The 18,463-nt window shown below is 70.4% G+C and carries 18 protein-coding genes; 8 read left to right on the top strand and 10 right to left on the bottom strand.

Annotated elements, in window-relative coordinates; genetic code table 11:
• Positions 1–51 precede the first annotated feature (51 nt).
• The 3 genes from KU893_RS03005 to KU893_RS02995 are packed head-to-tail and all read right to left on the bottom strand — an operon-like array spanning position 52 to position 4,824.
• Positions 52–1,479, bottom strand: coding sequence for a phytoene desaturase family protein (locus KU893_RS03005; protein WP_218232841.1), 1,428 nt, complete (start codon positions 1,477–1,479; stop codon positions 52–54).
• Positions 1,476–3,338 carry a DUF3556 domain-containing protein gene (locus tag KU893_RS03000; protein WP_218232840.1) on the bottom strand — a complete coding sequence of 621 codons (1,863 nt, stop codon included), beginning with the start codon at positions 3,336–3,338 and terminating at the stop codon, positions 1,476–1,478. The genes KU893_RS03005 and KU893_RS03000 overlap by 4 nt, the downstream gene beginning before the upstream one ends.
• A gap of 1 nt (position 3,339) precedes the next feature.
• Positions 3,340–4,824, bottom strand: a complete 1,485-nt coding sequence (locus KU893_RS02995; protein ID WP_218232839.1) for a class I adenylate-forming enzyme family protein — start codon at positions 4,822–4,824, stop codon at positions 3,340–3,342.
• Positions 4,825–4,985: 161 nt separating this feature from the next.
• Between KU893_RS02995 and KU893_RS02990 the strand changes: the two genes are divergently transcribed.
• Positions 4,986–6,230: a PucR family transcriptional regulator gene (locus KU893_RS02990; protein ID WP_218232838.1), complete on the top strand. Its 1,245-nt coding sequence runs from the start codon at positions 4,986–4,988 to the stop codon at positions 6,228–6,230.
• A gap of 74 nt (positions 6,231–6,304) precedes the next feature.
• On the opposite strand, the gene KU893_RS02985 is transcribed toward KU893_RS02990, so the two are convergent.
• Complete coding sequence (locus tag KU893_RS02985) at positions 6,305–6,493, bottom strand: hypothetical protein (protein WP_218232837.1); 189 nt, start codon at positions 6,491–6,493, stop codon at positions 6,305–6,307.
• Here KU893_RS02985 and KU893_RS02980 point away from each other — a divergent pair.
• Together KU893_RS02980 and KU893_RS23455 are read left to right on the top strand one after the other, a co-directional pair.
• Positions 6,492–7,895 (top strand): recombinase family protein, encoded by a 1,404-nt coding sequence (locus KU893_RS02980; protein WP_218232836.1) that lies wholly within the window; start codon positions 6,492–6,494, stop codon positions 7,893–7,895. The two genes, KU893_RS02985 and KU893_RS02980, sit on opposite strands and share 2 nt — an antisense overlap.
• A gap of 39 nt (positions 7,896–7,934) precedes the next feature.
• Complete coding sequence (locus tag KU893_RS23455; protein ID WP_308167165.1) at positions 7,935–8,600, top strand: 6-phosphogluconolactonase; 666 nt, start codon at positions 7,935–7,937, stop codon at positions 8,598–8,600.
• Positions 8,601–8,794: 194 nt separating this feature from the next.
• Here KU893_RS23455 and KU893_RS02970 read toward each other — a convergent pair whose 3' ends face one another.
• The 4 genes from KU893_RS02970 to KU893_RS02955 form a co-directional block, all read right to left on the bottom strand.
• The gene (locus tag KU893_RS02970; protein ID WP_218232835.1) at positions 8,795–9,349 is read right to left on the bottom strand and encodes a rolling circle replication-associated protein; all 555 of its coding nucleotides are present in this window, start codon (positions 9,347–9,349) and stop codon (positions 8,795–8,797) included.
• 530 nt (positions 9,350–9,879) lie between these two features.
• The gene (locus KU893_RS02965; protein ID WP_218232834.1) at positions 9,880–10,659 is read right to left on the bottom strand and encodes a reverse transcriptase family protein; all 780 of its coding nucleotides are present in this window, start codon (positions 10,657–10,659) and stop codon (positions 9,880–9,882) included.
• A gap of 316 nt (positions 10,660–10,975) precedes the next feature.
• Positions 10,976–11,716 carry a hypothetical protein gene (locus KU893_RS02960; RefSeq protein WP_218232833.1) on the bottom strand — a complete coding sequence of 247 codons (741 nt, stop codon included), beginning with the start codon at positions 11,714–11,716 and terminating at the stop codon, positions 10,976–10,978.
• Positions 11,713–13,062 (bottom strand): HNH endonuclease signature motif containing protein, encoded by a 1,350-nt coding sequence (locus KU893_RS02955; protein WP_218232832.1) that lies wholly within the window; start codon positions 13,060–13,062, stop codon positions 11,713–11,715. The genes KU893_RS02960 and KU893_RS02955 overlap by 4 nt, the downstream gene beginning before the upstream one ends.
• Before the next feature lie 348 nt (positions 13,063–13,410).
• Between KU893_RS02955 and KU893_RS02950 the strand changes: the two genes are divergently transcribed.
• The 3 genes from KU893_RS02950 to KU893_RS02940 are packed head-to-tail and all read left to right on the top strand — an operon-like array spanning position 13,411 to position 15,523.
• Positions 13,411–14,325, top strand: coding sequence for a helix-turn-helix transcriptional regulator (locus tag KU893_RS02950; protein ID WP_218232831.1), 915 nt, complete (start codon positions 13,411–13,413; stop codon positions 14,323–14,325).
• A complete protein-coding gene (locus KU893_RS02945; protein WP_218232830.1) occupies positions 14,322–14,900 on the top strand; it encodes a dihydrofolate reductase family protein in 579 nt (192 codons plus the stop codon). Before KU893_RS02950 ends, KU893_RS02945 begins: the two co-directional genes overlap by 4 nt.
• Positions 14,897–15,523, top strand: a complete 627-nt coding sequence (locus KU893_RS02940) for an MSMEG_1061 family FMN-dependent PPOX-type flavoprotein (protein WP_218232829.1) — start codon at positions 14,897–14,899, stop codon at positions 15,521–15,523. The genes KU893_RS02945 and KU893_RS02940 overlap by 4 nt, the downstream gene beginning before the upstream one ends.
• Here the strand turns inward: KU893_RS02940 and KU893_RS02935 are convergent.
• On the bottom strand, positions 15,514–16,197 hold the full coding sequence (locus KU893_RS02935; protein WP_218233159.1) for a hypothetical protein: 684 nt from the start codon (positions 16,195–16,197) through the stop codon (positions 15,514–15,516). The two genes, KU893_RS02940 and KU893_RS02935, sit on opposite strands and share 10 nt — an antisense overlap.
• A gap of 99 nt (positions 16,198–16,296) precedes the next feature.
• On the opposite strand from KU893_RS02935, the gene dapF reads away from it, so the two are divergent.
• Together dapF and KU893_RS02925 are read left to right on the top strand one after the other, a co-directional pair.
• Positions 16,297–17,127 carry a diaminopimelate epimerase gene (gene dapF / locus KU893_RS02930; protein WP_257440833.1) on the top strand — a complete coding sequence of 277 codons (831 nt, stop codon included), beginning with the start codon at positions 16,297–16,299 and terminating at the stop codon, positions 17,125–17,127.
• Positions 17,128–17,191: 64 nt separating this feature from the next.
• Positions 17,192–17,968 carry an SDR family oxidoreductase gene (locus KU893_RS02925; RefSeq protein WP_218232828.1) on the top strand — a complete coding sequence of 259 codons (777 nt, stop codon included), beginning with the start codon at positions 17,192–17,194 and terminating at the stop codon, positions 17,966–17,968.
• Positions 17,969–18,022: 54 nt separating this feature from the next.
• Here the strand turns inward: KU893_RS02925 and KU893_RS02920 are convergent, their stop codons facing one another.
• Positions 18,023–18,445 (bottom strand): hypothetical protein, encoded by a 423-nt coding sequence (locus KU893_RS02920; protein WP_218232827.1) that lies wholly within the window; start codon positions 18,443–18,445, stop codon positions 18,023–18,025.
• Positions 18,446–18,463 lie beyond the last annotated feature (18 nt).

Below are 18,463 nucleotides of genomic sequence, written 5' to 3'. Positions count from 1 at the left end.
GTCGTGATCTTGGCGCTTTCGCGACCGATTCGCATGGGGTGCGGAACAGGTTCAGCACAGCCGCCGCAGCGCCGCCTCCGCCGCATGGAACCCGCCCATCCCGTGCACCCCGGCGCCGGGCGGGGTGGCCGACGAGCACAGGTAGACCCCGGGGACGCCCAGCGCGTACGGATCCAGCGCCGGACGCGGCCGGAACGCGATCTGACGGGCCGTGTTGGCGCCGGCGGAGATGTCGCCTCCGACGTAGTTGGGGTTGTACGCCTCCCAGTCCGCCGGGCTGCGGGTCGACACGGCCAGCACCCGCTCCCGGAAGCCGGGCGCGAACCGCTCGATCTGTCCGAGCACCGCCTCGGTCGCGTCACCGGTGTAGCCGTGCGGGACGTGCGCGTAGGCGTAGACCGGGTTGGCGGTGCCGTTCGACCGGGTGGGATCGATCAGGTACTGCTGGCCGAGCAGCACGAACGGCTGGTCGGCCATCCGTCCGCGCACGGTGCCCTTCTCGATCGCGGCGACCTGCTCCGCCGTACCCCCGAGGTGGAGGGTGCCGGCCCGGCGGCAGGCCTCGTTGGTCCACGGGATGTCGCCCTCGATCGCGAGGTCGACCTTGAACGCCGCGGGCCCGTAGGAGTAGCGCGTCAGCGAGCGGCGCACCCGTGCGGGCAGCCGGTCGCCCAGGATGTCGAGCACGCCGGCCGGTGCCGTGTCGAGCACGACCACCTCGGGCACCGTCCCGACGACCTCGCGCAGCTGGTCGAGCGAGGTGACCCGGACACCGCTCACCACGCGCCCGCCGTACGACGCGAGCTCGGCCAGCAGCGCCCGCGTGATCGCCTCCGTGCCGCCCTCGGCGACCGGCCATCCGACCGCGTGCGCCGTACCCGTCAGCATCAGCCCGACCGACCCGCTCAGCGGGGTGTCGAGCCGGCCGAACGCATGGGCGGCGACGCCCGTGAACAGCGCCCGAGCGGGGGCGTCGCGGAACCGGGCGGTGGTCCAGGTGGCCGGCAGCAACGCCTTCGCGCCGAACCGGCCCAGGGTGAGCGGGTGTCGGGGCACATGGAGCAGCGGCTGGAAGACCTCGCCGATCAGGTCGTCGAAGTGGCGCACGATCGGCTCGAAGATCCGGCGCCACCGGGCGCCGTCCTCGCCGAGCGAGGCCACCGAGAGCGCCATGTCGCGAGCAGCGACCCCGGCCCGGCCGTCGTCGAGCGGGTGCGCAAGGTCGATCTCGGGCCACAGCCAGCGCAGGCCGTGCCGCGCCAGGTCGAGCGAGGCGAAGAACGGGGAGGCGACGCCGGTGGGGTGGAAGGCGGCGCAGTCGTCGTGGAGCAGTCCCGGCAGTGTGAGCTCGCTGGTGCGGGTCCCGCCGCCCGGCCGGTCGTGCGCCTCCACCACGGTGACGGCGAGTCCGGCCTGGGCCAGGCGGATGGCGGCGGCGAGACCGTTGGGGCCGCTGCCCACGACGACTGCACTGGTCAAGAGACGGGGTCCTTACCGCTGGTCAGGGTGTGCTGACGACGGTAGCCGTCGGCACTCCATCCGACCTGCAGCGGGATCGGTCCGTTGGGCAGCCACGGCTGCTCCCGGACGCAGTCACGCACGTCCCAGCTGCCGCGTTCGACGACGCCGAGGGCGGCGTCGATCACCCGGTACTCCTGCGGCCGCGACCTGCGCCACGGCGTCGGCTGCGACTCGCAGTAGGCGACGACGAGATCGCCGGGCTCGAGCCCGAGCCGCTTCTGCACGGCGGCGATCAGTCGTTCGTCGTGCAGGTGGCCGTCGCCGAAGTTCCAGCCGAGCAGTGTGGTGCAGACGAACTCGGCCTCGCGCACGGTGCGGGACTCGATGTCGTCGAGGTGCTCGTAGAGCACCGAGAACAGGCCACGGCCCTGGCTGTGCATCGCCCGCCAGGCCAGCGCCTTCTGGATCATCATCTCCGCCTCGCCGGCCTCGTAGGGCATCGGCTGCATGCGCTGCAGCTGCGCGACCTGGGTCTCGGCGAGCGGGAGGGTGGCGATCCGATCCTCCACCCCTGGCTTCATCGCCCACACCGCGGAGGCCCAGTTGCCGGCGTACTGCCGCATCGAGGGCAGGAACGACACCAGGTCCGGGCGCAGGTTGCCCAGCACGGGGCCGAAGAGCAGCACAGCGAAGATCGGGACCAGCAGCCAGGGCTTGGAGAACTCCCCGATGTTGTAGACCGACGCGTCGAACCCGGCACCGAGATCCGTGCCGCCCCACAGGACGACGGCGACGTAGCCGAAGTAGACGTTCCACTCCAGCGGCACCGCGAGCGGGAAGGTGGAGGTGATGAAGAGGTGGAAGACGAGCATCGCGATCGCGCCGAGCATCGCGACCGTGTTGTTCGCGGTCAGCAGCAGCGCCACCGGGATCAGGATCTCCACGGTGGTGCCGCCGACGTGGGCCAGGAACGTGGCCAACCGGCTCGGACGCAGGTCGCGGGGCGCGTCGCGGTAGTGCAGGCGCTTGACGAGGTTCAGCTGGCCGGGGGAGTTGGAGATCATCGGCGGCACGACGTTGCTGAAGTGCTCGCCGAGCTTGGAGACCCCGGCGCCGATCCACACCACGCAGATCACGATCTTGAACGCCACGACGAGGTTGACGAAGTCGGCCGGCGAGGCGTCCTCGGCGAGCGCGATCGCCCCCAGCGCGGCGGACAGGGCCATGATCGGCAGGTACTGCTCCGAGCGCGCGGCCAGGAAGATCACCTTGTCCCGCAGCCCCATCAGCGGCATCGTCACCAGGATCGGCAGGAACGCCGCCGGCGCGACCAGCTCCTGCGGCCCGGTTCCGGCCGGAAGCAGCGCCACCGGTTCGGCGGGCGCGACGAGCGGCACCACCAGACTGGCCAGTACCGCGACGTACAGGGCGACGTCGAAGAGGGTTCGCTCGTCACCACCGGTGAACGGCACGTGCCGCCCCCACGGAGCCATCCGGAGCGTGCCCGGGCGCAGCCAGTACCGGATGTTGCCGACCATCGGGACGAAGTGGCCGCACAGCGGGCCGAAGGTGCCGCCCAGCCCGAGCACCTCCAACAGCATCAGCCACACGGCGAGCTTCTGGTAGACGACCACGTTGTCGAACCACGTGCCCGGGTCGGTGAAGTGGACGTGGTCGGTGGTCCACGAGGTGATCGCCAGGCCGATCGCGAAGTAGAGACCGAGCATCTTGAGGATGTAGACGACGTGCAGCATCCGCGGCGTCCCGAAGCCGTCGTCGACCCAGTGCGTGGTCAGGATCCGCAACCGCTCCCGCAGCGGCAGGGCGAGGAACTGTGCCGGCGGCACCGGCTGCGGCGATCCGTTGACGAATCCCATCTCAGGCCCGCCCTGCCGTGGTCGTCGGGGCCAGCCGAGCCCGCAGCGCGGGCTTGTCGATCTTGCCGACGGGGTTCTTGGGGAGTGCATCCAGCACGTGCAGTGCCACCGGAACCTTGATCTTCGTCAGCTCGGCACGGCAGCGCGCGAGCAGCGCGTCGACGTCGACGTCGACGGCGTGGTCGGGGCGAGCGGAGACGAAGGCGACCACCACCTCGCCGTACACCGGGTCGGGGCCGCCGACCACCGCTGCCTCCAACACAGCGGGGTCGCCGTGCAGGACGTTCTCGATCTCCTTGGGATAGATGTTCTCCCCACCCCGGATGATCATGTCCTTGATCCGGTCGACGATGCGCAGGTAGCCGTCCTCGTCGAGGATCCCGACGTCACCGGTGTGCAGCCAGCCGTCGCCCAGGGTCTCGGCGGTGGCCTCGGGCCGGTTGAGGTAGCCGCGCATCACGTTGGCGCCCTTGACCACGACCTCGCCGCGCTCGCCGGTCGGGACCAGGGTGCCGTCCGGCGCCATGATCGCGACCAGCTGGCCGGGCAGTGCGGGTCCCACGGTGCCGGGCTTGCGCAGCCCCTCGACCGGGTTGCACGTCGAGGCGCAGGTGCCCTCCGAGAGGCCGTAGCCCTCCACCAGCGGGAACCCGAACCTCCTCTCGACCGCCGCGAACAGCTCCGGCGGCGCCGGTGCGGCACCGCAGATCGCGAACCGCACCGAGCTCGTGTCGGGCCGGACCTCGGCCGGCAGCGCGACCAGGTGGGAGTAGATGGTCGGCACCGCCGAGAAGTACGTCGGCCGCAGGGTCTCGACCGCCTGCAGGAACTCGACCGGGTGGAAGCGCTGCAGCACCGACAGCTGGGCGCCCACCGACATCGGGGTCAGGAAGCTGACGCAGATCGCGTTGACGTGGAACAGCGGCAGCACCAGCAGGCAGTGGTCGTCGGGGCCGATCGCGATCGCCTCGCCCATGCTGGCGATCATCGCGTCCACGTTGCCGTGGTCGAGCATCACACCCTTGGGACGGCCGGTCGAGCCGCTCGTGTAGACGAGCAGCGCGAGGTCGCCGCTCTCGGTGTGGGCCGCAGGGAGCGGGACCCCGCTGGGGACGGTGGCGAGGTCGGCGACGTCGAGGGTCGTCGCGCTCCCGAACCGGGCGGCCGGATCGCCGGTGAGCACGACGACCGCACCCGAGTCCTCGACCTGGTGGCCGGCCTCGGTCGCGGTGAAGGTCGGGTTGACCGGCGTCGCGGCAGCGCCCAGTCGCCAGGCCGCCATGATCGCGACGAGCAGCTCGACCCGGTTGGGCAGCATCACCGCCACCACCGAGCCGGGACCGACGCCGAGGCCGGCGAGCTGCCCGGCCGCGGCGTCCACGCGCTCGGCGAACGCACGGTAGGTGAGCTCGGTCCGCTCGTCGCGGACACAGGGGCGGTCGTCGTACGCCGCCGGGCGGTGCCAGGGCAGGTGGTCCAGGGTCATGCGGGAACGGTAGGTCCGCCGTACCGGATCCCTCTTGGTTCGAGGAACCAAACTCCGCGCGCTGATTCGGGGTTACGCGGCCAAGGCGGGCCGCCGTACCGCTCTGGCACGATGGCGTGACCGCCGTCACCGTTGGTGCGACGGCCCAAACAGGAGGTTCCATGTCGGACCCGGAGACCGAGCTCCAGGGCATCGCCGCGTTGCTTGCCGGGCGGCACGCGGAGCTCACCGACGAGCTCGTCCGGGCCTTCGGGGAGCGGATCCCCGAGCTGCCGAAGGACCCGGCCCTGGTGGCCTTGCTGCACGGCAGCGCCGGGTCCAACCTCGAGAACCTCGCCCACCTGCTGCGCGGCCACGTGCCCGCGCAGCAGATCCGGGCGCCGTCGGCGGCCGTCGAGTACGCCCGGCGCCTGGCCCAACGCGGTACCTCCCCGAGCGCGCTGCTGCGGGCCTACCGGCTCGGCCAGCAGCTCATCCTCGCCTGGGCGGTCGAGGAGATCGCGGTGCGCGTCCCCGACCCCCTGCTCGCCCTGCAGACCAGCAACCTGCTGACCCAGACCTCCTTCGAGTACGTCGACGCCGTCTCCGAGGACGTGATCGGCGCCTACCAGTCCGAGCGCGAGCGGTGGCTGGCGAACCGCAGCGCCGTCCAGCGGGAGACCGTCGAGGCGCTGTTGCGCGACGAGCGGCTGGACGTCGCCGCCGCCGAGGCGTCGCTCGGCTACCGGCTGCGTCAGCACCACCTCGGGCTCGTGCTCTGGACGGCGCCGGGCGCCGGCGACCTGGCCGCGGTCGAGCGGACCGTCGGCCTGATCGCCGATCGGGTCGGCGCCGGTCACGCCCTCTTCGTCCCGCGCGACCGCGAGACCGCCTGGGCCTGGGTGCCCATCGGCCGGGCGGGCGAGCCCGACCTGACCGCGATCGACGACCTCGTCGCCGGAGGTGGTGAGGTGTCGGTCGCGCTGGGACCGGTCGGCGCCGGGGAGCCGGGCTTCCGGGTCAGTCACCTGGGCGCGGCGGCGGCCCAGGAGGTCGCCCAGCTCGGGCAGCACCCGGCCGGCCACGTCGTCAGGTACGACGACCCCACCGTCCGGGCCGCCGCGCTCCTCGCCCGCGACCTGCCCGCCACCCGCCTCCTGGTCCGCGGCGCCCTCGGCGACCTCGCGGAGGACACCGACGGCGCGGCCCGGCTGCGCGAGACCCTGCTGGCCTTCGTCGAGGAGCGCGAGAGCTACGTCGCCACCGCCGCCCGGGTGCACCTGCACAAGAACACCGTGAAGTACCGGGTCGACCGGGCGATCGAGGCCCGCGGCAAGGCGCTCGGCGAGGAGCGGCTCGATCTCGAGCTGGCCCTGATCGCCTGCAAGTGGCTGGCCCCGGAGGTGCTGGTCCGGGCGGGCGGCTGACCCGGCGTCGGCTGCACCCGGACGTGCCGATGTCCCCGCAGGGTGTCGGTCCTGCGGGGTTCGGGGCGGGGCGGCTACTCGTCGGGCGGGTGGACCGGGTGGGTGCCGCGGTGGTCGACGCGGAACCGGAAGCCGTTCGGGCTGGTCCACTCGTAGGAGCCGGGCATCACGATGTCGTAGCGCCAGGCCGAGTGGGTCTTCGCCCGGTGGTGGCGCCGACAGAGCGGAACTTCGTTCCTGCTGCGTCCGTAATGTGACCCCATGACCTCGACCCCGCAGTGTGCCGCGATCTATGCCCGGATCAGCCACGACAGTGACGGCAACGCCGCCGGTGTGGGTCGTCAGCTCGACGACTGCCGCAAGCTGGCCGCGTCCCTGGGCTGGGCGGTGGTCGATGAGTATGTCGACAACGACATCTCGGCCTACTCCGGTCGCCGTCGCCCCGAGTACCAACGACTGCTCGACGACCTGGCCGACGGGACGGTCGATGCGGTGCTGGTCTATCACCTCGACCGTCTGACCCGCCGTCCGATCGAGCTGGAGCAGTTCCTTGCCGTGCTCGACGCTGCCAAGGTCCGACACGTCCGGTTCGTGACCGGGCACAGCGACATCACCACCGGCGACGGGCTGTTGGTGGTGCGGATGCTCGCGGCGGTCGCAGCGAACGAGTCGGCATCGAAGTCGCGGCGCGTGGCGCGCAAGCATGAGCAGGACGCGATCGAGGGCATCCCGCACCGTGGCTCCACACGCCCGTACGGGTACCGGTCAGACTTCGTCACGATCGACCCCGACGAAGCGGCCATGTTCCGCGCGATCATCGAGCGGGTCCTGGCCGGGGAGTCCACGCGTTCGATCGCTGCTTGGCTCAACGAGGAGCAGTATCCGACGGTCAAGGGCTCGGAGTGGCGCACCAGCACGCTGCGCGGGATGCTCATCAATCCCCGCTATGCCGGGCTGCGTGTCCATCGTGGGCAGATCGTCGGTGCCGGGCAGTGGGAGCCGATCATCAGCGAGGAGACCCACCGCAAGATCCTGGCCGCGTTCGCCGAACGCGCGTCCTCGGGGCGACGTGCCCCGCAGCGCTACCTGCTCTCCGGGCTGCTGCGGTGCGGACGATGCGAGAACCGGTTGTTCTCCAGCCCCCGAGCGAGCCGCCGCCGCTACGTGTGCCTGTCCGGTCCCGACCACGGCGGATGTGGTCGCCTGACCGTGACCGCCGAACCGTTGGAGGACCTGATCGCGCAGGCCGTGCTCTACCGCCTCGACAGCCCCGAACTCGCCGATGCCATGACCGGCCGGAACAGCAGCGACACCCGAACCCGTGACCTCACCGCCGAACTCGAGGCCGCAACCGAGCGCCGCGACGAACTGGCAAAGGCCTACGGCGACGGCGCGATCTCGATGAGCGAATGGCTCACCGCCCGACGCCCGATCGAAGCCAGCATCGAACAGCACACCCGTGCGCTGGCCCGCCTGACCCGCACCACCGCACTGACCGGCCTGGTCGGCAACGGCCACCAGCTACGCGCCTCGTGGGCCACGCTGAACCTCGACCGCCAACACGCCATCGTCAAAGCAGTGCTCGACCACGCCGTCATCGCCCCGGGACGCGCCGGGGTACACACCGTCGAGCTCGATCGCGTGCAGCCCATCTGGCGCAGTTGAAAGACCGGCACCGTCCTGGCGCTGGCCCCTGCTGCTCCGTTGGGTCGGGGTGGGGGGGGGGGGGGGGGGGGGGGGGGCGGGACCCCCCCCCCCCCCCCCCCCCCCCCCCCCCCCCCCCCCACCACCGCAGACCAGGCCGGTCACCCCGCCCGGTCACTCCGCCCGGTCGCCCTGCCCGGTCACCTGGCCCGGTCCACCTGGGGTGCGGCCGCTAGAACGGCTCCCACTCCGAGGGGCCGAACGCGCCGGACTCGCCGCAACGCAGGCAGACCCAGCAGTCAGCAGCCGCCCGCCACTCGTCCGGCATCTGCACCAGCATTGCCTCAGCCCGCGACGGCGTACGCCGACACGATCCGCTCCCAGGGTTCGGGTGACTTCGACGTGCTGATGCTCGGGGTCGGGCCCGACGGCCACGTCGCCTCGCTCTTCCCCGGCGCCCCGGCGCTCGGGGTGCCGAACCGAGCACACTGTCCGCATCCGCGCCGACGAACCAGCGCAGCCGCTGTGAGCCGCAGTCGCTGCACTCACGGCGGAACAACTGCGCCAACGCCAGATCCACCGCCGGATCAAGGCCCCCGTCGCCGCCGCCGAAGCCGGGACCGTCCTCGGGTTCCCGCGTTGGCTTCGACCGTGCTGCGTTGCGCCGGGCCTGCTGATAGCGCGATCCCTGGGCCTGCTGGCGGGGCTTGTGTCGTCTGCTCATGATGCCTTCCTTGTCTGCCGAACGGGCAGGGTCGGGGCCCCGTCCGCGCTTCGCTTGCCGGGCGGGTCCCCGACCCCGCCAGTCAGGAGAGCCACGACCCGCGTCACGACCCGTCGATCACCCACCCGTGCAGGAACTCCCTGGACCGCACACGTGTGCTCGACCCAGGCAGCGATCTGCTCCGGCGTCGGTGCGCTCATGACCACTGCGCCCACACCGCCGGCGGGCCCTGCCAGCCCGGCTGCTCATCGGAGTGCCACAGGTGCAGCGGCCCACGCTGGCCGAGTAGGTCTGAGGCCAGGCCGATGACCTCACCAGCCGAACGGCCCCACACCGTCATCCGCTCCGGGCGAAACCCCTGCGCCACGTCGTAGCGGTGGCGGCCCTTGATCCGCTGGTCCGCGAACGACTTCGACACGTACTTCGACAGATACCCCGCCGCGCGCCGCGCCTCCCCACGGGTGCCGCTGCCCGCCGGAACGTCACTGAGACGCTTGATGTGGACGAACCCGTGCCCCCAGGCCTCTTCGATCACCGAACGCTTGATGTAACGCCCAGCCGCGAAGTGCAGATGCAGCCGCTGCTGGTCCTTGTGGAACTCCGGCACCCACGCATACGGAAACGCCTCCCCACCCAGCGCGCCGCGCAGGCGACGGAAGAAGACCCCGACGTCAGCACGGGCCTGACCCGGGTCGGTGCAGAACGGCGGCCCGTAGGTCAACGTCCCCAGACGGTTCAGCTCGTTGGCCACGCAGTAGCGCCGCAACCGGGCGCGAGCCCGCCGAGCGGCCTCCATCCGAGCCCGCTCAGGATCACCACCACCAGTGCCGAACGACGGCCGACGCGCGCGCTTCGGTACGAAGCAACCCCCGCCCTCACCCGCAGCGGGATACAACGACAAGAACCAACCCGCACGAACAGCGGGTTCGCGGACAGAACGACCAGACGGACCAGACAAGAAGACCTCGCACGACGCAGCAACAGAAGTTGCTGGTTCCGTGCGAAGGCCTCATCCGCTGACCGGAACTACAGGACCCTCGACCCTTCGCGTACTCGAGTCCAACCGGTCGTCCCGCGCGCTCTTGTCAGATGCGGGACGCGCAATCTCTTGTCATCATGCCGGGCTCTCCCCGGTCCCTTCGAACCAAGCCCCACCATCATGCGACACGAACTACAACCATGCAAGACACATGTCCGACCCCGGGCCCTGACGCCGACGAGTTGTGTTGCTGATTCAAGTCAAGGGCGTGACGCCCGCCGCTCAAGCCCCGGGCGCCATGGTCACCAATTCTCGGGGAACCCAACGTCGTCGAGCACGGAGTCCCAACTCCAACTCTCCGGCGGAGGCTCGCTCTGCACCACTTCTCTCCAGACATCGCGAAGGGGCAGCCCAAAGGCCGGGTCTGCATGAGCTGCGAAGTGCACCCACCCGCCGAGACGCTTCGCGTCAATCGGCGTCGGCGAGCGATCTCGCGCGTTCGATAATCCATACCGCGAGGCGAAGTAGACCTCGCGGCGCAACAACTTCTTCATGCCGCGAGGGATGTGCGTCCCGTCCGCATCTCCCACATACAGCCCCGTTACATACTGCGCCTTTCCCCGCCTCATAAACCGGGTCTTTCGGGGGTTAACTGACCACCCTTCATTCCGAAGGCTCAATTCAATGCCAGTCAACAGATCATCGTTGACCCGGTTGACGGCCCCAGAGAAGACCAGGTCGTCAACATAGCGCGTGTAGGTCACTGAATTCGCCTCGGCGAGACCTTCCAGAATCTCGTCAGTCGAATGGAAAGCCATGTTAGAGATCAATGGACTGGTGCTGAATCCTTGAGCCACCGAGTCGTCGACCAGGCTGACGTCCGCGACCATCTTCGCGCATTCGGGGTCGAGGTCAAAGCGAGAAAGAGACGATATTGCCCTCGCGCGGTTGATGGATCCAAAAAAGTCTGTGAGGTCTACTTTTAGTACGACGTCCCGGCCTAGGTGCTTGGAAGCGTTGGTCACAATGTCCCGCCCAGATACGAAGCCGTGAACAGCGTCCGGCGGCTCGTAGGACGACACGAATCCTAAGCCCATGCGCAACTGTTTGAGAGCTCGATCTACGCCTACAGACGGCATAAGCACTTGCCTGGGACGACGCCGTCTCTGAGGAATGGCCACTCGTGAGTATCCCGATCCGCCCTGGATCAGCTGGCCTACATACCTGAGGTGGTCGGCGGTCATGCCGCTTGACTCCGCCAGCTTGTCCGCGTCGATCATCGACTCGTCCAGTGCGACCGAGGGTGGGCCCCGCGCCTGATACCAGATCCGAACGCGTGCGAACTCGCACACCACATGGCTCCACCCTCGGCGCACGCCGATGCTAGCACTGCGGCACTCAAAGTGACGTCCGCCGAATCACTTCGTGTCGGTCAAGAAGTTTTGCCATGGAGATGGAACCGGCGATCGTCGCTAGTGACCGGACGCGATTGTCGTATACATCCAGGGACAATGGCAATTCATCTGCGGAAACCCTCCACTTGCCGAAGATGTGCAGCACGTAATCCGGGATCGCCAGGAGGTCTGGGTTCCGTTTCGTTCCAAAGCGCACGTCGACTACTTGCCTCCGTTTGCCCACTGCCCGCGCCGCGCGCCTCACAACCCGCTCAACAAACGGGTCCATTGCTTGCGCGGATTCGAAGTAGAACACCAACTTGGGGCGATCTCGGTACTTTCTTAGAATATCTCTCGCCAGGCGATCAAGAACGATGATAGAGCGCTTCTTGTCGCTGAGGTCTGGGCGTTCAGATCGATCGCTGTATACGATCATCGACTTGAAGTTAAGTACCTCAGCCAAATAGGCCACGAATGCGAAGCGGACTTCAGGTGGATTTGCCGAAGCGTGGAAACCTCGCTTTCGAAAGTCGTCAAAGCTGTCCAGTCCGCTCAACTGATGCCAAGCGCGCATGCGCCGAAAATTCTTGTCAATCCCACTCTCAAGCCGCTGGGCATCGCTTTCCTCCACAACGACGCCAGCGAAAGCCACGAACGGCGAGTAACTCTCGTCAAGAAAGATAAAGACGGTTCCGTCAGGTTCCCGGGCCCACGTCGCTGCGCCATGGGAGGCGTTGCCCGTCATGCGCGGTCCTTAAGGGTCTGGCTCGGCGTCACGCGAGCTGCGCCAGTTTCTGCGGCGACTCTAACCCGCCGAGGTGTCCCTCGGAGCCGTAGCAGCATTTGACGGTTGTAGGGGGCTCCTTTGCAACTTGCAAGGTTGCACGGACAGGTCACGCCACCCTCGCCGTAGGGGTGATGGTGGTCGATGTCGCAACGTTGCGCGGGTCGGGTGCAGTGCGGGAACCGGCAGCTGTGGTCGCGCAGGATCACCCGGGTCCGGTGCCGGTCGGGGATCTCGTAGGAGCCGACGGGGACGTGGTCGGCCAGGTCGATGACCGGGCGCACGATGATCGTGGTGTCCTTCGCGCGCAGCCACTCGCGGATCTGGGCGGTGCTGACCGGGCAACGCCCTTCCTCCCACCGGCCCACGGGATTCGCGAACGGGTTCGGGTCGTCGAGGCGGCTGGTGTCGGTGAGGTGGACGTTCAATACAACCTTGCGGCCCGGCACGGTGTGCCCGGTGGTTGAGGTGCGAGCGCCAGTCCCGGTGGTTGAGGTGCGAGCGCCAGCGAGCCTCGAAACCCCCGGGCCCCCCGGACCCTCCAGGTCCTCCGGGATGAGCAAGTCGAGCGCGAGGTCCTGTCGGGCCAGTTCGGCAGCAGCCTTCGAGCGCCGCACATCCAGCGACGAGTCGTCGCCCAGCTTCCCGAGGACCTCGGCACGCCGTGCCACCGCGAGGTTGAGGTCGTGCCCGTCGGCGGCATCGAGCAGCCCGTCGAGGTGGACCAGGCCGTGCTCGTCAACCTGACCGATGTCGAAGTGCCGGTGATCGGCTGCGTTGTTGCGGTCGGTCTCGGCGGTCTCGGGGTCGAAGCGCAGCACCGCTTCGGTGACGAGCCTCTCGAGTTGGGCCCATCCGACGCCGGAGGCGTGGAACAGCTGCCGGTCCACGAACGCCGCCGCTTCGGCACACAAGCCGTGGGGGAGGTCGGCGATGCGTTCGGCCCGCCACGGCGCCAGCTTCCCGGCGGTCACGGCGGCGTAGACGTTCGGGAGGCGCCAGGCGCACTCGACGACCCGCCCGACATAGGCCTTCCCGCCGTCGGGGGTGCGGCCGAGGACGGCGATGAGCTCCATGACCGCGAACTCGGACACCAGCGGTGCACTGGGTCCGGCGATGGGGATGCCGGTGTCGAGGTAGCCCTCGGTGATGGTGGCGGCGCCTTCGGGTCCGGTGACGATGTGGTCGCCGGCCCAGGCGGCGATGTCTTCCCATTCCTCGATGACCAAGGTGTTGCGGGAGCGGATCCGCTCACCCACGCGCGACAGCAAGGCTGTCGTCGAGCGGGGCTGGGTTCCGAGATCCATGACTGGATGTTCCCACCCGCCCTCGACACAACCCGAGGTCGGAAACCCGCTTGTGGACTGGCGAAACCCGATCGACGGGGTGGGGAGAATCGACCTCACGATCGGCGACAGGAGGGGCTCGTGCTCCGGTGGTTGAGGTGCGACGAGCGCTAGCGAGGAGCCTCGAAACCTCCGGGCCTCCGGACGTGAACTGTGCCCGGACGGTTCCGGCAGCACGGCCGGAGGTTTCGAGGCTCGCTGGCGCTCGCACCTCAACCACCGGCGGCGGTTCGCTGGCGCTCGCACCTCAACCACCGGTGCGCAAGAACGGTCAAGCACGACTCCCGCCACAGGCACCACACTGGACCCATGACCGGCCGTGACCGCCTCCGCGAGCTCCTCGACGCGGTCCTCGACGAGGACAACCGCACGCTGGGCGACATGGCGGACGGGGCGTTCGCGTCGCCGTACCACTTCAGCAGGGTGCTGTCCCGCGACGCCGGTGAGGCGCCGGTGGCGATGCGGCGGCGGGTGATGCTCGAGCGCGCGGCCTGGCGGATCCGGCAGGGGGGCAGGGTCACGGAGGCCGCGTGGGAGGCGGGCTACGAGTCGCTGGAGGGATTCAGCCGCGCGTTCGCCCGGGCCTACGGCCACCCGCCGAGCGAGGCCGGGGCGGACGCGGGCAGCGTCTGGCTGCCCGCGGCCAACGGCATCCACTTCCATCCGCCCACGAGCCTGTGGGTCAGCGCAGGAGAGCAGACGATGAACCCGGTCACCGACCAGATGGTGCGCCACGACCTGGACGACACCCGTGAGCTGATCGAGCGCGCGAAGGGACTCGACGACGCCGCCTGGCGCGAGGTCCGCAGCCCCGGCCACCAGGTCGCGTCGTGGGAGGGGCCGGAGGAGTCCCTCGCGGCCGTGCTGGAACGGACCGTCTTCGCCAAGGAGGTCTGGCTGGCGGCGGTCGAGGGCACCGACTTCCCCGACGTCGACCGGCAGCCGAGCCCGGCCGGCCTGCTGGAGCGGCACGACGCGGCTGCCGCCCGCTGGCTGTCCGCGGTCCGTGACATCGACCGGCGCGGCGCCTGGGACGACCGGATCGTCGACGCGCTGTGCGAGCCGCCCGAGTCGTTCGTGCTGAGCAGCGTCGTGGCGCACGTGCTGACCTTCTCGGCCTACCGTCGTCAGCTGGTCCGGGTCTGGCTGCGCGCCGCCGGCGTCGAGGCCGACGAGGGCGACCCGATCAACTGGCTGCGCCGCGACCTCGGGGAGGACCGATGAGCACCGTCTACTACACCGCCACCACGCTCGACGGGTTCCTCGCCGACCCCGACGACTCGCTCGCCTGGCTGCTGCGCCAGGACCTCGACGAGTCAGGACCCCAGAACTACGGGGACTTCATCGCCACCGTCGGTGCGCTCGTGATGGGTTCGACGACCTACGAGTGGGTGCTCGCGCACCTCGCCGAGTCCGGTGAGCCGTGGTTCTACAGCCAGCCGACCTGGGTGATGACCACCCGTGAGCTGCCCGTCCTCGAGGGCGCCGACGTCCGGTTCGCGCGCGGCGACATCGCCCCCGTGTACGACGACCTGCGGGCCGCCGCGGCGGAGCGGGACGTGTGGGTGGTCGGCGGCGGCGACCTCGCCGGCCAGCTCGCCGACGCCGGCCTGCTCGACCGCGTCATCGTGTCGATCGCCCCGGTCGTGCTGGGCGCCGGCCGGCCGCTGCTGCCGCGCCGCCTCGACCTGAGGCTCGAGGAGACCGCTCGCAACGGGGCGTTCGTGACCGCGCGCTACGCCGTGGACGGGCCGCTCCGCGAGGACCGGCCCGACGACCGGCCTAGTGTGGACCGGTGACCTGGACCGAGATCACCGACGACGCCGCCCTGACCGCCCTGCTCGGCGTCCCCACCGACGCGGCGCGCGACAAGGAGCGGTCCGCGCTCACCGACGTCGACCGCGACTGGCTGGCGTCGTCGCCGTTCTGCATGGTCGCGACCGCCGACGCCCAGGGCCGCTGCGACGTCTCGCCGAAGGGCGACCCGGCCGGCCGGCTCGTCCACGTGCTCGACGACACCACCCTCGCGATCGCGGAGCGGCCGGGCAACCGGCGGGCCGACGGGTACCGCAACATCCTCGCCAACCCTCAGGTGGGCCTGAACTTCCTCATCCCGGGCCGCGGTGACACGTTGCGGATCAACGGCCGGGCCCGGCTGGTCAGCGAGGCGCCGTTCTTCGACGCGATGGTGGTCAAGGACCACCGCCCGCTGCTGGCGGTGATCGTCGACATCGAGACCGTCTTCTTCCACTGCGCCAAGGCGTTGCTCCGCGCGCAGCTGTGGCGCCCGGAGACCTGGGACCCGGAGGCGAGAGTGCCGCGTCGGGCGGTGCTCTCCCAGCGGCTCGAGCGCCCGGACGACAGTCTCGAGGACCTCGACGCCTACTACGGGCCGAGCTACGAGGAGCGGCTCTACCGCTGAGCCGCCGCGGCCTGGAGGAACCCGCGCAGCGCGGGCTCGGGAGCGGCGACGGTGCTGGCGTTGGCGAGCGTCACCACTCCCAGCAGTACGACGGGCACGACCGCTCCACCCGCCGCCGCCCGGCGCCCGTGCCGCGCGGCGCGCACGCCGAGCCGGCCGACGACGACCGCGGCAGCGCCGGCCAGCCCGACCATCGCGAGGTGGTAGGACGCGAAGTCCCGGACCAGCGCGGAGAACGCGGCTGTCCCGGACGACGCGAGGGCCAGGTCGGCGGCACCGGCCGGCAGCATCGAGAGCAGTGACGACAGGGGAGCGACGGCACCCTGGACGTTCGCGACCAGGACCACGGCGGCCAGGGCCGCGAGGGCCAGCAGGGCGACCCGGCCCGGCCCGCGTCGTAGCCGGTCCAGGGCGACGACCAGCACCGCCAGCAAGGCGCCGGCGGCCAGCGCCTTCACGACGTGGAAGGCCGTCCAGTAGCGCACGGCGTCGGCCAACGCACCGGAGACCGCGCCGTCGCCGGCCCGCCAGTGGTCGGCGAACGCGGCCGGCAGCGAGTCCCGGAGCGCCCCGACGCTGGCGACGTCTCCGACGAGCAGGGTGGCGAGCAGCTCGGGGGCGAGGACGACGGCAGCCACCAGGGCCACGGTGGTCAGGGCGAGGGCGCGGGTCATGACGGCGACGCTAGGAGCCGGCCACCCTGCTCCGCGTCGGTCCGTGGGTGGATCCCGCGCCGGACGGCATCCGCCCGTGGTCCCCCTATCCTTGGGGGCGTGTACCCCTTCCTCAAGGGCCACGGCACCGAGAACGACTTCGTCCTGCTGCCCGACCCCGATGGCACCGTCCATGGTGAGCTGAGCGCCGCGCGCGTCCGCGCGCTCTGTGACCGGCACGCCGGCATCGGCGGTGACGGCGTGCTGCGGGTGATCCGCACCGCCGCGATCGGTGAGGCCGGCGCGGGCCAGGACGCCGAGTGGTTCATGGACTACCGCAACTCCGACGGCTCGGTCTCGGAGATGTGCGGCAACGGCGTGCGCGTCTTCGGCCGTCACCTCGCCGAGCAGGGCCTGGTCGACCCGACGACGCCCGTCCCGGTCGCGACCCGCGCCGGCGTCAAGGTGCTCACCTTCGCCGGTGGTGCCGCCGACGGTGAGATCACCGTCGACATGGGCATCGCGAAGGTCCTCGAGGAGACGTCGGTCTCCGTGGGCGAGCGGTCCTGGCCGGCCCTCCACGTCGACATGGGCAACCCGCACGCTGTCGCGTTCGTCGACGACCTCGGCGACGCCGGCCCGCTGCTCGACGCCCCCGTGCACGACGGGGCGGTCTACCCGGCGGGGGTCAACGTGGAGTTCGTCGTACGACGCGCGCCCGGCCACGTCGCGATGAGGGTCCACGAGCGCGGCTCGGGGGAGACCCGGTCGTGTGGCACCGGCGCCTGCGCGGTGATGGTCGCCACCGCCCTCGCCGACGGCGCCGCCCGCGGCACGGCGTACCGCGTCGACCTGCCCGGCGGCACGCTGCGGATCACCTGGACCGCCGACGACCGGATCCTGATGACCGGTCCCGCGGTGGTCGTTGCCGAGGGCTCGACCGGGTTGTAGCCCGGCGTCTCTGACCCTGACACCCACGGTGTCACGATCGGCGCCGGGACCTATGCTCCCGACCATGGAACTCACCGGATCCTCTGCCATCGTCACCGGCGCCGCCTCGGGCATCGGCGCGGCCACCGCCCGCGCGCTCGCCGCCCAGGGCGCCACCGTCGTCGTCGCCGACCTGCAGGCGGACAAGGGCGAGGCCCTTGCCGCCGAGATCAACGGCGTCTTCGCCCAGGTCGACGTCACCAACACCGAGCAGATCGCCGGCGCCGTCAAGGCCGCCGCCGAGATCGCCCCGCTCCGCGCCGTGGTCAACTCGGCCGGCATCGGCTGGGCGCAGCGCACCATCGGCCGAGACGGCCAGCTGGAGTCGGCCCACTCGCTGGAGGCCTTCACCAAGGTCGTCGCGATCAACCTGATCGGCACCTTCGACATGGTCCGCCAGGCCGCCACCGTGATGAGCCAGAACGAGCCCGACGAGGACGGCTGCCGCGGTGCGATCGTCAACCTCGCCAGCGTGGCGGCGTTCGACGGCCAGATCGGCCAGGCGTCGTACTCCGCGTCCAAGGGCGGCGTCGTCGGCATGACCCTCCCGGTCGCCCGCGACCTCTCGGCCGCCGGCATCCGGCTCAACACCGTGGCCCCCGGGCTGATCGACACCCCGATCTACGGCGAGGGCGAGGCCTCCGAGGCGTTCAAGGCCAACCTCGGCCAGAACGTGCTGTTCCCCAAGCGCCTCGGCACCGGCGACGAGCTGGCGAGCATGGTCATCGAGTGCCTGACCAACTCCTACATGAACGGCGAGGTCATCCGCGTCGACGGCGGCATCCGGATGCCCCCGAAGTAGTCCTCGAGGACACCACGCACGATCGATGGGGTGCGGGGGCGCGCAGGCTCCGACCTAGCCCTCGCACCACATCGCGCTGTAGGCCCCCTTGGTCGAGCGCCGCTCGGTGACCCGGCCGTCGACCGTGATCGTGCAGGTCACCGGCTGGTCGACCCGCCCCTGCTGGGCGAACACCACCGCGTAGTCCGGGTTCCCGTAGACGGTGGTGCTCAGCGACCAGGTGCCGCCGCGCACGACCGCGGTGCCCTCGTGGTTCTCCACGCTGGTGGGGATGATCCACGCGACCGTGCCCAGCACGCCCGCCGTCGACATCGTCACGGTCAGGTGGTGCTTGGGCAGCTGTGAGTAGTCACCGGCCCCCTGCAGCCCCGGTGGTACGCCGAGCCCGCCGGTGTGGCCCCCGAACAGCCCCGACCCGTCGTCGGTGGCCGGCACGGTCGCCGACGACGACCCGCTCGGCTCACCTGCGGAGGGCACGCCGGTGGGCAGGCTCCG

The sequence above is a fragment of the Nocardioides daeguensis genome, from assembly GCF_019192965.1.
Lineage (GTDB): Bacteria > Actinomycetota > Actinomycetes > Propionibacteriales > Nocardioidaceae > Nocardioides > Nocardioides daeguensis.
This window is presented reverse-complemented; position numbering and strand designations above follow the sequence as displayed.